The sequence below is a fragment of the Caballeronia sp. J97 genome, from assembly GCF_905220305.1.
GTDB lineage: Bacteria > Pseudomonadota > Gammaproteobacteria > Burkholderiales > Burkholderiaceae > Caballeronia.
The window spans coordinates 217,640-230,892 of the sequence record NZ_CAJMZL010000005.1; the positions used below are offsets into that span (position 1 = coordinate 217,640).

Sequence of the window (13,253 nt, forward strand, 5' to 3'; positions counted from 1 at the left end):
CTTCGGGAGGCGCCATGTGGATCGATACGCACTGTCATCTCGATGCCGGCGAGTTCGATGCCGACCGCGACGCCGTCGCCGATGCGGCGCGCGATGCGGGCGTCGCGCGCATCGTCATTCCGGGTGTGGGGCGCTTCAACTTCGCAGCCGTGCGCGCGCTTGCGCATCGCATCGAAGGCGGCGCGTATGCGCTCGGCATTCATCCGCTCTACACGCCGGGCGCGCACGACGACGACTTGCGCGCGCTGCGCGAGGAAATCGAAGCGAGCATGGACGATCCGCGTTTCGTCGGCATCGGCGAGATCGGGCTGGACTATTTCGTGCCGACACTCGACGACGCGCGCCAGCAGTTCTTCTACAACGAGCAACTGAAGCTCGCGCGTGAGTTCGATCTGCCGGTCATCTGCCATGTGCGCAAGTCGCAGGACAAGGTGCTGAAGGGCTTGCGCGTGCACGAGATCCATCGCGGCATCGCGCATGCGTTCAACGGGAGTTTCCAGCAGGCCGATGCCTTCATCGCGCAGGGCATGCATCTCGGCTTCGGCGGCAATCTCACGTTCGAGCGCGCGCTGCAGATTCGACGGCTCGCGACCGAGCTTCCCCTCGACGCGATCGTGCTCGAAACCGATGCGCCCGACATCGCGCCATCGTGGCGCTACAAGCAGCGCAATACGCCGGACCAGGTCGCGCGCATCGCGCAGGTGCTCGCGCAACTGCGCGGCATCGACGAAAACGCGCTTGCCATAGGCACAACGGCTAACGCGCACGCAGCGCTCCCACGGCTCGCGCCCGCCTCTTCATAATCGTTCCGACCGACGCATCGATTGCTCCGGGTTTCGTCCCGGGCGCATGCGTTCGCCGTGACGAAGAACGACGAAGGAAGAGGACGAAGTGCGGGCGATTCTGCTGGGATTTGCGTTGGGCGTCTGGTGGTTGCAGCAGCAGGCTCGCTTGCCGGATGGCATCGTGTGGTGCGCGTGCAGCGCCACGTTCGTCGTCGCGACGGCGCTCGGCACGATGACGCCGCGCGTGCGCATCGCGAGTTTCGCGCTCGCGGCCTGCGCGCTGGGTTTCGCGTATGCGGCGATGCGCGCCGACGTGCGGCTGCGCGAGCAATTGCCCGTCGAGTACGAGCAGCGCGATATCGAACTGACGGGCTTCGTGCGCGGACTGCCCGAGCAACAGGACGACGGCGCGCGCTTTCTCTTCGAGGTCGAAACCAACGACGCGGGCTTGCGAGATTTCCCGCGCATCGTGCGCTTGCTGTGGATGTCCGGCGTTCGTGCGGAGCTTCGGGCAGGCGAACGATGGACATTGACCGCGCGGCTGAAGCGCCCGCACGCCAATGCCAACTTCGGCCTGCGCGATCGCGAAGTCACGCTGCTCGAACGCGGCATTCGGGCGACCGGCTATGTATCGATGGCGCGGGCGCCGCACCGTCTGAATGCCGATGCGGCAGGTCCGCGTCTGACGATCGATCGCCTTCGTGCGCGCGCACGCGATCGCATCGAGACCGTGCTCGGACGTGCACCGCATCGCGGAATCATCGTCGCGCTCGCCGTGGGCGCGCAGGACGCCGTCAGCGATGCCGACTGGGCCGTCATGCGGGCGACCGGCACGAGTCATCTCGTCGCGATATCGGGATTGCATATCGGCTTCGTCGCCGGGCTGGCCGCGTTGATCTTCGGTTTCGCGTGGAAGCGCGCGAGCGTGCGCGGCGTGCCCGCGCCGTTGATCGTGGCCGCGCCGAAGGTGGCCGCGACCGGCGCCGTGGTGTTCGCCGCATGCTATGCGGCGCTCGCGGGATTCAACGTGCCCGCGCAACGCACGCTGTGGATGCTGCTGATCGTGGCGATCGCGTTTCTCGGCGGACGGCGGCCGTCGTCGTCGATCGTGCTGTCGTGGGCGCTCGTGTTCGTGCTGATCGGCGATCCGTGGGCCGTGACCTCGCCGGGATTCTGGCTGTCGTTCTGCGCGGTCGCGGCGATCCTGCATGCGATCGCCGCGGCGGGGCGCGTCGAGTCGCGGGCGCGGGCGCAAGAGCCGGATGACATCGATCAGTGGGACCGCGTCGATCCGGGCGAAGTCGGCCGGCGGCCGGAACGGTCCGCCAGACGCCGGCCGCTCGCGACCGTCGCGCGGTTCATGGCCCGCGTGAGGCGTCACGTCGCATCGAGCGCCCGCGTGCAGTACGCGGTGACGATCGCACTCGCGCCGCTCACCGTCTACTGGTTCTCGCAGATTCCGCTGCTGGGCCCGCTCGCGAATGCCTTTGCGATCCCGTGGATCAGCGTGCTCGTGACGCCCGCGACGCTCGCGGGCCTCCTGCTGCCCGCGCCGTTCGACGCGCCGATGCTTCACGTCGCGCACGCCGCGCTGTCCGTGCTCTGCGACATGCTCGCGCGTCTCGCGAATGCCGCGCCATCGTCGCTTTGGCTGTTGCCCCGGCCGAATGCGTTCGCGCTCGCGGCATCGTGCGTCGGCGTCGTCTGGGCGCTCGCGCCGCGCGGCTGGCCGTTGCGCTCCGCCGCGCCGTTGACGTGGCTGCCGCTTCTCGCACCCGCGATGCATCCCGCGCCCGAAGGCGCGTTTCGCGTCACCGCGCTCGATATCGGCCAGGGCTCGGCGCTCGTCGTCGAAACCGCGCGGCACACCTTGCTGTTCGACGCCGGTCCCGGCCCCGAATCGACGCATGCGGGCGAGCGGATCGTCGTGCCGTATCTGCGGGCCGCGGGCGTGCGCGCGCTCGACGCGCTCGTCATCAGCCATTCCGATTCGGATCACGCGGGCGGCGCGCCCGCCGTGCTGCAATCGATCGCCGTGCGTCAGTTGCTCGCGTCGCTGCCCGCGCAGGACGCGTTGTGGTCCGATGCGCGCGCACGCGGCGCGCAAACGCTGCGGTGCGCGGCCGGGCAGCGCTGGAATTGGGACGGTGTCGAGTTCCGCATGCTGTGGCCCGAGCCGGGACCGCTCACGGGCAAGCCGAACCATCAGTCGTGCGTGCTCAAGGTGACGAACGCGGCGGGGCGCTCGGCGCTCTTCGCGGCCGATATCGAAGCGGACGTCGAACGCCTGCTCGTCGCGCGCGCCGCCGCCGCATTGCGCGCCGATGTGCTGATCGTGCCGCATCACGGCAGCCGCACTTCGTCGACCGAGCCTTTCCTCGATTCTGTCGGGCCGTTCGCGGCGATATTTCAGGTAGGCTATCGCAACCGCTTTCACCATCCGCATCCGACCGTGTTCGCACGCTACCGGATGCGCGATATCGTGCTGTCGCGCAGCGATGAAGACGGCGCGGCGCGCAGCGAAATCGGGTCGCAGATCACATTCGAGCGCTTCCGGCAAAGCCACGCGCGCTACTGGATGGCGCGCTAAAAAAATAGAGACACGCTTGAAAGACATCATCCATTTCTCCCACGCGAACGGCTTTCCGGCGTCGACGTATCGCACGATGTTCGCGGAGCTGGCCGACGATTACGAAATTCGCAGCATCGAACGCATCGGTCATGACGCGCGCTTTGCGGTGACGCGCGACTGGCCGTATCTCGTCGATCAGCTGATCGACGACATGAGCGGCTATCGGCGCGAAGAGGGCGGCGATCATCCGAAGGTGTGGCTCGTCGGGCACTCGCTCGGCGGCTATTTGTCGCTGATGGCGGCGCTGAAGCGGCCGCAATGGGTGAAGGGCGTCGTCATGCTCGATTCGCCGGTGATCTCGGGCTGGAAGAGCGGCCTGTTGCGCGTCACGCAATGGACCGGGCTGGACGAGCGCCTGTCGCCCGCCGCCGCGACCAAGAAGCGCCGCACGCAATGGACGAGCCGGGACGAGGCATGGCGGCATTTTCTGTCGAAGCCCGCGTTCGCGCGCTGGGACGAGCGCATGCTGTCCGACTATATCGATTTCGGCATTCCGCAGACTCATGCGAACGGCGCACGCTCGCTCGCCTTCGATCGTCATGTGGAATATCTGATCTATCGCACGCTGCCGCATACGCTCGGGGCGCGGCTCGCGCACGGCGCGCCGGTGCCGGTCGGCTTTATCGCGGGAACGCATTCGCGCGAGGTGCGGCAGGTCGGACTCGGCATGACGCGGCGCATTGCGGGCGCGCGGATCGAATGGATGGAGGGCAGCCATCTCTTTCCGATGGAACGCCCGATCGACACGGCGCGCGCCGTGCGGCGCCTGCTCGAGACGATGCGCACGCCGCGCTGACCGGGCGGTCGAAAGGGCGCGAGCACGCGCGCGGGACTTGACGAACGGCCGGCGACACGTTCCGCAAAAATGACGCCGAAATGCCCGTTTTTGTAGTCAATTTCCGCGCCGGGCGCGCTTCGTGGGAACCTGCCTTTACGGTATAATCCGTTTTTCCCGCGAGCATCTAGCGATGACCAAATATGTATTCGTCACCGGCGGCGTAGTTTCGTCCCTTGGCAAGGGTATTGCCGCCGCCTCCCTCGCCGCGATCCTCGAATCGCGCGGTCTCAAAGTCACTCTCCTCAAGCTCGATCCCTACATCAACGTCGACCCCGGCACGATGAGCCCGTTCCAGCACGGGGAAGTGTTCGTGACGGAAGACGGCGCGGAGACCGACCTGGACCTCGGCCACTACGAGCGCTTCATCAGCACGAAGATGCGCAAGGCCAACAACTTCACCACCGGCCAGATCTACGAATCGGTGATCCGCAAGGAACGCCGCGGCGAGTATCTCGGCAAGACGGTGCAGGTCATTCCGCACATCACCAACGAAATCCAGGCGTTCGTCGAGCGCGGCGCAGCGGCGGCGACGTGCGGCCAGCCCGATGTCGCGATCGTGGAAGTCGGCGGCACCGTGGGCGACATCGAATCGCTGCCGTTCCTCGAAGCCGCGCGTCAGATGAGCCTGCGCATGGGCCGCAACAGCGCGTGCTTCGTGCACCTGACGCTGGTGCCGTTCATCGCGACCGCGGGCGAGCTGAAGACCAAGCCCACGCAGCACAGCGTGCAGAAGCTGCGCGAAATCGGTATCTATCCGAACGTGCTGCTGTGCCGCGCCGACCGCCGTATCCCCGACGACGAGCGCGCCAAGATCTCCATGTTCTCGAACGTGCCGGAAGACGCGGTCATTTCCGTGTGGGACGCGGACAGCATCTACAAGATTCCGCAGATGCTCAACGATCAGCACCTCGACGACATCATCTGCGAAGAGCTCAAGCTCTCGCCGCCGCCGGCCGACCTGACCATGTGGTCGAACCTCGTCGAGAAGCTCGAGAATCCGAAGCACGAAGTGACCATCGGCATGGTCGGCAAGTACGTCGAACTCACCGAGTCGTACAAGTCGCTGATCGAAGCGCTGCGTCACGCGGCCATCCATACTTCGACGAAGGTCAACATCGAGTACATCGATTCGGAGCAGATCGACGCCGAAGGCACCGACGCGCTGAAGCATCTCGACGCCGTGCTGGTGCCGGGCGGGTTCGGCCGTCGCGGCACGGAAGGCAAGATCAAGGCGATCCGCTACGCGCGCGAATCGAAGACCCCGTACCTCGGCATCTGCCTCGGCATGCAGCTCGCGGTGATCGAGTTCGCGCGCGATGTCGCCGGTCTCGCCGATGCGAACAGCACCGAGTTCGATCAGGACACGAAGAACCCGGTCGTCGCGCTCATCACCGAGTGGTATGACCGCGCGGGCCGCATCGAGAAGCGCAACGAGGAGTCGGATCTCGGCGGCACCATGCGCCTCGGCTCGCAGAAGTGTCCGATCAAGCCCGGCACGATGGCCGAGCGCATCTACGGCAGCGATGTGAACGAGCGTCATCGTCACCGTTATGAAGTCAATAACCGTTTCGTGCCCCAGCTCGAGGCCGGCGGGCTTATCATCAGCGCCCGTACCCCGAGCGAGGATCTGCCCGAAATGATGGAGTTGCCGCAGTCGCTGCACCCGTGGTTCGTCGGCGTGCAGTTCCACCCCGAGTTCACGTCGACGCCGCGCGACGGGCATCCGCTTTTCAGGGCGTTCGTCGAAGCTGCACGCGCACACGCCGAAACCGATGGCGTGAAGGCGCCGGCCAAGGCCACTGCGGGAGCACAAGCATGAAGCTGTGTCACTTCGAAGCCGGCCTCGACAAGCCGTTCTTCCTGATCGCGGGCACGTGCGTGGTCGAGTCGGAGCAAATGACGATCGACGTCGCCGGGCGCCTGAAGGAAATGACCGAGAAGCTCGGCGTGCCGTTCATCTACAAGTCGTCGTACGACAAGGCGAACCGCAGCTCGGGCAAGTCGTTCCGCGGCCTCGGCATGGACGAAGGCCTGCGCATTCTGGGCGAGGTGAAGAAGCAACTCGGCGTGCCGGTCCTCACGGACGTGCATGCCGAGCACGAGATCGAAGCGGTCGCATCGGTCGTGGACGTGTTGCAGACGCCCGCGTTCCTCTGCCGTCAGACCGACTTCATTCACGCGTGCGCGCGCTCGGGCAAGCCGGTCAACATCAAGAAGGGCCAGTTTCTCGCGCCGCACGACATGAAGAACGTGATCGACAAGGCGCGCGACGCCGCGCGCGAGGCGGGTCTGTCGGAGGACCGCTTCATGGCGTGCGAGCGCGGCGTGTCGTTCGGCTATAACAACCTCGTATCCGACATGCGCTCGCTCGCGATCATGCGCGAAACCAACGCACCGGTCGTGTTCGATGCGACGCATTCCGTGCAGTTGCCGGGCGGGCAGGGCACGAGTTCGGGCGGTCAGCGCGAGTTCGTGCCGGTGCTCGCGCGCGCGGCAGTGGCTACGGGCGTGGCCGGTCTCTTCATGGAGACGCATCCGGATCCGGCCTGCGCGAAGTCGGACGGCCCGAACGCGGTACCGCTGCATCACATGGAAGCGCTGCTTTCGACGCTCATTACGATCGATCGCGCGGTGAAGGGCGGTCCGTTCCTCGAGAACGATTTCAACTGAGCATCTGCGGCAACAGGCAGTACGGCACGGGCGTCATCATCGGCGCTCGCGTCGCGAAAACAGGTCACCTGGAGTGATCGGAGCAACGGAGGAGCGTGCAACGCATCAGGGCGATATCCGCGATCAGCGGGACCAACGCCCGCTCCCCACGAAAGCGATGCGGATCGGATTCGATCCGATCCCGAAACGACCGCTCCTGGCGCCGGAACTGAACCCGGTCGTCATCGAAAGGGTCTGAGCGAAGCCAGTGAAGCGCGTGCGCAGCGTGTATCGAAGTGTAAAAGCAGGCGGCGCGCTTCGTTGTGACTGACAGAATTCATCGTCATTTCTTGAGGAAACCATGAGTGCTATCGTAGATATCATCGGCCGCGAGATTCTCGATTCGCGAGGCAATCCGACCGTCGAATGCGACGTGTTGCTCGAATCGGGCACGATGGGCCGCGCAGCGGTGCCGTCGGGTGCGTCCACCGGTTCGCGCGAAGCCATCGAACTGCGCGACGACGAAGCAGGCCGCTACAACGGCAAGGGCGTGCTGAAGGCCGTCGAACACATCAACACCGAAATTTCCGAGGCCATCATGGGCCTCGACGCCTCGGAACAGGCTTTCCTCGACAAGACCCTGCTCGAGCTGGACGGCACCGACAACAAGTCGCGTCTCGGCGCCAACGCAATGCTGGCCGTGTCGATGGCCGTCGCGAAGGCTGCCGCCGAGGAAGCCGGCCTGCCGCTGTACCGCTATTTCGGCGGCTCGGGTGCGATGCAGCTTCCCGTGCCGATGATGAACATCGTCAACGGCGGCGCGCACGCCAACAACAGCCTGGACATCCAGGAATTCATGATCGTACCGGTGAGCCAGCCGACCTTCCGCGAAGCGCTGCGTTGCGGCGCGGAAGTGTTCCACGCGCTCAAGAAGATTCTCGCCGAGCGCGGCCAGAGCACGGCAGTGGGCGACGAAGGCGGCTTCGCGCCGAACTTCGGCAGCAACGAGGAATGCCTGTCCACGATCCTGCAAGCCATCGAGAAGGCGGGTTATCGCGCCGGCGAAGACGTCCTGCTCGCGCTCGATTGCGCGGCCAGCGAGTTCTACCACGACGGCAAGTACCAGCTCGCGGGTGAAGGCCTGCAACTGTCGTCGGCCGAATTCACCGACTACCTCGCGAATCTCGTCGACAAGTTCCCGATCGTGTCGATCGAAGACGGCATGCACGAAAGCGACTGGGAAGGCTGGAAGATCCTGACCGACCGCCTCGGCAAGAAAATCCAGCTCGTCGGCGACGATCTGTTCGTGACGAACACGCGCATCCTGAAGGAAGGCATCGAGAAGGGCATCGCGAACTCGATCCTCATCAAGATCAACCAGATCGGCACGCTGACGGAAACCTTCGCGGCGATCGAAATGGCCAAGCGCGCGGGCTACACGGCCGTGATTTCGCACCGTTCGGGCGAGACGGAAGATTCGACGATCGCCGATATCGCCGTCGGTCTGAACGCCGGCCAGATCAAGACCGGCTCGCTGTCGCGCAGCGACCGCATCTCGAAGTACAACCAGTTGCTGCGCATCGAGGAAGATCTCGGCGATATCGCCAGCTACCCGGGCAAGTCGGCGTTCTACAACTTGCGCTAAAGCTTTTGCCGCTTTAGTCGATAAGACGCTCGGTGGTCTTTGAAGCGTCATCTTTTGAAGCCCGCCGCCCACGGCAATCTTGCTGCCGGGCGGCGCTTATTTCGGCTACTTGAATGCGGCTCGTAACTGTCGTTCTGGTTCTGTTGCTGGTGTTGATTCAATACCCGCTCTGGTGGGGGCACGGCGGCTGGCTGCGCGTGCATGAATTGCAGCAGCAACTCGCGCAGCAGACGGATAAGAACACGAACCTGAGATTGCGCAACGAGCGCGTCCAGGGCGAAGTGCAGGACCTGCAGAACGGCACCGCCGCCGTGGAAGAGCGCGCCCGCTACGAAATGGGGATGGTGAAGGACAGCGAGGTGTTCGTGCAGTTCGTCTCGCCGAATTCGAACGCGCCCGTCAATTCCGCGAACGTGCCGGGCATGAACGGCTCGACGCGCGGTCAAGTCTCGGCGGCGCCGCTGCGCGTGGTGCCGAATCCCGTGTCGCGGTCCAAGCAGGAGTTGCGCGATCTGGACAAGAAGGCGCAGAAGGAAAAAGCGGCCGAAGCGAAGAAGAAACATCAGGAGGGCGCGGCGCAGTAAAAGGCCAGCGCGTGCTCCGAACAAAAAAGCGCGGTCATCGACCGCGCCTTTTTTTCGTCTGGCAGTGTATTGCCGCTCCGCTTACCACCCTGTGCTGAAGCCGACGCCGGTGCCCCAGTACGGGCCGCCCCAGCCGCCGCTCGAATATCCGCCGTAGATCGAAACCGGAGCGGGCGCATAGAACTGCGACATCGTCTTCGCGGCGTTGCCCGCGGCGGCGGCTTGCTGCGATTCGTTCAGCGCCTGCTTGTCGATGGCGTTGTAACGGTCCATCTGCTGCTGCGACGTCAGCGTCTGTTGCGGCGCGGGCGGCGTGTCGGGCAGGCGGCTGTAGATCGGCGAGGGGCCGGGCGGATCCATCGTGCAGCCGGCGACGAGTGCGACCCCGGCAAGGCACGGCAGTAGTTTCCAGTCGAGCGTTACGGTTTTCATTTTGCGACCTCCAGCGGGTCGGACATCTATGCAGGAGTCCAATCATAACGCGCTGCGTCTGCCGTAAGACTGAGGCCACAGACGACGCGGCGTGCTTGCGCAGTCCCGCTACGCGCAGCGCAACTCCCCGCTGGACAAGGCTCGCGCGGTATTTCAGTGGCGCTGGTCCGGTGCCGGACTCACCCCTTGTGAGAGTTCTTTTGCGACAAAAAGTTGCGCAACGTCGACGGCGTCGAAGTCGTAGCGTTGATTGCAGAACTCGCAATGCACTTCGACGTCGCCGCGCTCCTCGATCACGCTGTCGACTTCCTCGCGGCCGAGCATCTTGAGCATGCCGCCGACCTTTTCACGCGAGCAACTGCACTGGAAACGCGCCGGCGCGGGTTCGAAGTGCTGCACGTTTTCCTGCCAGAAGAGGCGCTTGAACACCGTCTCCGGTTCTTCCTTCAGGAGCTCCTCGTTCGACAGCGTGCTGCCGAGATGGCAGACGCGTTGCCACGTATCGGAATCGTGCTCGCCCGGATGCGGCACGATGCCGCCGTCGCCCGGAAGCTTCTGCAGCAGCATGCCGACGGCGCGATCGGTATCGGCGGCGAGCCACAGGCGCGTGTCGAGCTGTTCGGAGTGGTGCATGTAGTGCTCGAGGACCTCGGCCATCGACTTGAGCGGGCCGTGCTCGCCCGACAGCGGCACGATGCCCTGATACGGCTGCTGGCCCGGTTTTTTGTCGGCGGGATCGAGCGTGATGACACAGCGGCCGCGCCCGTGACGGTTCAGCAGGTCGGGAAGCGACATTTCATTGCCGAGCTCGCTTTCCGCGCCTTCGGCGAGCTTCGCGGTGGCGCGCAGCGACAGGTTCGAATTGCATTGCACGACCAGCATCTTCGCGGGGCCGTCGCCGTAGATCTGCATGACGAGCGTGCCGTCGAACTTGAGGTTCGCCGACAGCAGCGCGCACGCGGCCATCATTTCGCCGAGCACGTTGCGCACGGCCACGGGATACGAGCGGCGCGCGAGCACTTCCTGCCACGTATGACGCAACGAGACGATCTCGCCGCGCACGGGCGCCGCGTTGAACATGAATTTCTGCAACTGGTCGTTCACAACTCTTCCTTGGGTGTTGAGGCTGCTGCGCCGTCTTGCGCGACGTCCGTTCAGCCGATGCGCACGAGCTGCGCCTTGTAATATTCGCGCCGGTCGGCATAGCTTGCCGTGGCCGCGCGCATGCGGGCGATATCCGCCTCGCCGATTTCCCGCACCGCCTTCGCGGGCGCGCCGAGAATCAGCGTGTTGTCCGGAAACACCTTGCCTTCGGTAACGACGGCGCCCGCGCCAACCAGACAGTTGCGGCCGATGACCGCACCATTCAAGACCACCGCCTGGATCCCGATCAGCGAGCCTTCCTTGATCGTGCAGCCGTGCAGCATCGCCTGATGGCCGACGGTGACATCGTTTTCGATCGTCAGAGGAAAGCCCGGATCGGCATGCAGCACCGCGCCTTCCTGCACATTGCTGCCGCGCCCGACGGCGATCGGTTCGTTGTCGCCGCGCAGCGAGGCGCCGGGCCAGACGCTCGCGTTCTCCTCGAGCGTCACGCGGCCGATGATGGTCGCGGTGTCGGCGAGAAACACGCTTTCGTGGATGGTCGGGGCGTCGTCGCCGAGTTTGTAGATAGCCACATTGTCTCCTGAGGCGTGGTGTCGTAAGGGTGGGGCGCGGTGCAGCGCTACAATGCGCGCCTGTCGGTGGGACGTGACGGGCGTGGCCGCGCCGATTGTTACGCGGTGCGCGACGTCCGCCGGGATTACCATTTTAGCCGTTTGCTGTAAGCGTTCGCTGGACCGCGATTTCGATGCCCGTTTTCGAGATAGTTCGATGCACGACCCTGTGATTCCCCCCGAAGGCGATGTCTGCGCCCGCCGCGAGGCGCTCGCGATCCTGCGTGAGCGCGAGCCCGCGACGAAGGCGGCGCGCGCTCGCGCGCTCTTCGATACGGCGCGCGCGGAGCCGGCGCGCATCGATCCGCATGCGGCGCTCGTGGAACCCGGCGATCTGCCCGGGCGGCCCGAGCGCCCGGAGCTCGTCGAGCCGTCGTCGCTGAAGCGCCGTGGCATGCAATCCGAGGCGGGGCGCGCCGTGCTGCTGCACGCGCTCGCGCACATCGAGTTCAATGCGATCAATCTCGCGCTCGATGCCGTCTGGCGCTTTCCGTCGATGCCACTCGATTTTTATCTCGATTGGTTGAAGGTAGCGGCGGAGGAGGCGCATCACTTCTCGCTACTGAGTACGCGGCTCGCCGAGTTCGGTCACGCCTATGGCGATTTTCCGGCGCACGACGGCCTCTGGGAAATGGCGCAGCGCACGCGCGGCGACGTGCTCGCGCGCATGGCGCTCGTGCCGCGCACGCTCGAAGCGCGCGGCCTCGATGCGTCGCCGCCGATCAGAAAGCGCCTCGCGCAGGCGGGCGATCACGCGTCCGCCGCGATTCTCGATGTGATCCTGCGCGATGAAATCGGCCACGTGCTGATCGGCAATCGCTGGTTCCGCTTTTTGTGCGACGGCCAGAATCTCGATCCGCATTCCACCTACGAACGCCTCGCGGCGCAATATCACGCGCCGAAGCTGCGCGGCCCGTTCAACTTCGAGGCGCGCCGCGACGCCGGCTTCGACGAAGCCGAGCTTCGCGCGCTCGCCGGGCTCGACGGCGCGAAGTAGGGGCCGGCCATCGTCGCTATAATCGAACGATCATCCTTTTTCACATTCGAGACGACATCATGAAAGAATCGCGCTCCGAATTCGTCGATGCGCGCGGCGTGCGTCTGCACGTCCGCCGCTGGGGCTCGCCCGACGCCCCGACGCTCTTCATGCTGCACGGCTGGATGGATATCGGCGCGTCGTTCCAGTTCGTCGTCGATGCGCTCGGCGGCGACTGGCAAGTGCTGGCGCCCGACGCGCGCGGCTTCGGCCTGTCGGACTGGCCGGTCGCGCAGAAGGGCGGCGGCCACTACTACTTTCCCGACTATCTTTCCGATCTCGACGTGCTGCTCGATCACTACGCGCCGGGTGCGCGAGTGAACCTCGTCGGCCACAGCATGGGGGCAAACGTCGCGCTGCTGTATGCGGGCGTGCGGCCCGAGCGCGTGCATCGCGTAGTCGATCTGGAAGGCTTCGGCCTGCCGGCGGCGCGCGCGTCGCAGTCGCCGGGGCGCATTGCGCAATGGCTCGACGATCTTCGCGCGCCGCCCGCGCTGCGCAGTTACGCGAGCCTCGACGAAGTCGCCGACCGGCTGATTCGCACGAATCCGCGTCTGCCGCTTGCGCGTGCGCGATATCTCGCGCAGCACTGGTCGCGCGAGGAAGCGGACGGACGCTTTCATCTGCTCGCCGATCCGGCGCACAAGTTGCGCGGGCCGACGCTGTATCGGCTGGACGAGGTGAGCGCGACGTGGGCGCGAGTGGCTGCGCCGGTGCTGCACGTCGAGGCAAAGGACTCGCCGACACTCGCGGCCTTTGCGGGCCAGATGCCCGTCGCCGAGTTCAAGGCGCGCTTCGACGCGTTTCCCGACTGGCGCGAGGAAATCGTCGACGACGCCGGTCACATGATCCATCACGACCAGCCCGGGCGGGTGGCGGCGTTGATCGAGTCGTTCTGCGCGTGAGGGGCACGGCACGCAACGCAGAAACTACA

12 protein-coding genes are annotated in these 13,253 nt (G+C 65.4%); 9 read left to right on the plus strand and 3 right to left on the minus strand.

What is annotated here, in order from left to right:
- Window positions 1-14: 14 nt before the first annotated feature.
- The 7 genes from U4Y90_RS10725 to ftsB all read left to right on the plus strand — a co-directional run bounded on the left by U4Y90_RS10725 (window position 15) and on the right by ftsB (window position 9,133).
- Window positions 15-803, plus strand: a complete 789-nt coding sequence (locus U4Y90_RS10725) for a TatD family hydrolase (protein ID WP_321794532.1) — start codon at window positions 15-17, stop codon at window positions 801-803.
- An 88-nt stretch (window positions 804-891) separates the two neighbouring features.
- The gene (locus tag U4Y90_RS10730; protein WP_321794533.1) at window positions 892-3,375 is read left to right on the plus strand and encodes a DNA internalization-related competence protein ComEC/Rec2; all 2,484 of its coding nucleotides are present in this window, start codon (window positions 892-894) and stop codon (window positions 3,373-3,375) included.
- A gap of 16 nt (window positions 3,376-3,391) precedes the next feature.
- Entirely contained in the window at window positions 3,392-4,213 is an 822-nt protein-coding gene (locus tag U4Y90_RS10735; protein ID WP_321794534.1) for an alpha/beta hydrolase, read from the plus strand.
- Between the two features lie 172 nt (window positions 4,214-4,385).
- Complete coding sequence (locus tag U4Y90_RS10740) at window positions 4,386-6,074, plus strand: CTP synthase (protein WP_321794535.1); 1,689 nt, start codon at window positions 4,386-4,388, stop codon at window positions 6,072-6,074.
- Window positions 6,071-6,925: a 3-deoxy-8-phosphooctulonate synthase gene (gene kdsA, locus U4Y90_RS10745; protein ID WP_321794536.1), complete on the plus strand. Its 855-nt coding sequence runs from the start codon at window positions 6,071-6,073 to the stop codon at window positions 6,923-6,925. Before U4Y90_RS10740 ends, kdsA begins: the two co-directional genes overlap by 4 nt.
- Window positions 6,926-7,265: 340 nt before the next feature.
- Window positions 7,266-8,549 carry a phosphopyruvate hydratase gene (gene eno, locus U4Y90_RS10750; RefSeq protein WP_061136167.1) on the plus strand — a complete coding sequence of 428 codons (1,284 nt, stop codon included), beginning with the start codon at window positions 7,266-7,268 and terminating at the stop codon, window positions 8,547-8,549.
- Window positions 8,550-8,662: 113 nt separating this feature from the next.
- A complete protein-coding gene (ftsB, locus tag U4Y90_RS10755; RefSeq protein ID WP_321794537.1) occupies window positions 8,663-9,133 on the plus strand; it encodes a cell division protein FtsB in 471 nt (156 codons plus the stop codon).
- 81 nt (window positions 9,134-9,214) lie between these two features.
- On the opposite strand, the gene U4Y90_RS10760 is transcribed toward ftsB, so the two are convergent.
- From U4Y90_RS10760 to U4Y90_RS10770, 3 genes are all read right to left on the minus strand, one after another.
- Entirely contained in the window at window positions 9,215-9,565 is a 351-nt protein-coding gene (locus U4Y90_RS10760) for a hypothetical protein (RefSeq protein WP_321794538.1), read from the minus strand.
- A gap of 153 nt (window positions 9,566-9,718) precedes the next feature.
- Window positions 9,719-10,669 (minus strand): Hsp33 family molecular chaperone HslO, encoded by a 951-nt coding sequence (hslO, locus tag U4Y90_RS10765; RefSeq protein WP_321794539.1) that lies wholly within the window; start codon window positions 10,667-10,669, stop codon window positions 9,719-9,721.
- Between the two features lie 50 nt (window positions 10,670-10,719).
- Window positions 10,720-11,244, minus strand: coding sequence for a gamma carbonic anhydrase family protein (locus tag U4Y90_RS10770; RefSeq protein WP_321794540.1), 525 nt, complete (start codon window positions 11,242-11,244; stop codon window positions 10,720-10,722).
- Window positions 11,245-11,440: 196 nt separating this feature from the next.
- Here U4Y90_RS10770 and U4Y90_RS10775 point away from each other — a divergent pair, with 196 nt between their 5' ends.
- A complete protein-coding gene (locus tag U4Y90_RS10775; RefSeq protein ID WP_321794541.1) occupies window positions 11,441-12,280 on the plus strand; it encodes a ferritin-like domain-containing protein in 840 nt (279 codons plus the stop codon).
- Window positions 12,281-12,339: 59 nt separating this feature from the next.
- Window positions 12,340-13,224 carry an alpha/beta hydrolase gene (locus U4Y90_RS10780; protein WP_321794542.1) on the plus strand — a complete coding sequence of 295 codons (885 nt, stop codon included), beginning with the start codon at window positions 12,340-12,342 and terminating at the stop codon, window positions 13,222-13,224.
- The last annotated feature ends 29 nt before the right edge of the window (window positions 13,225-13,253 follow it).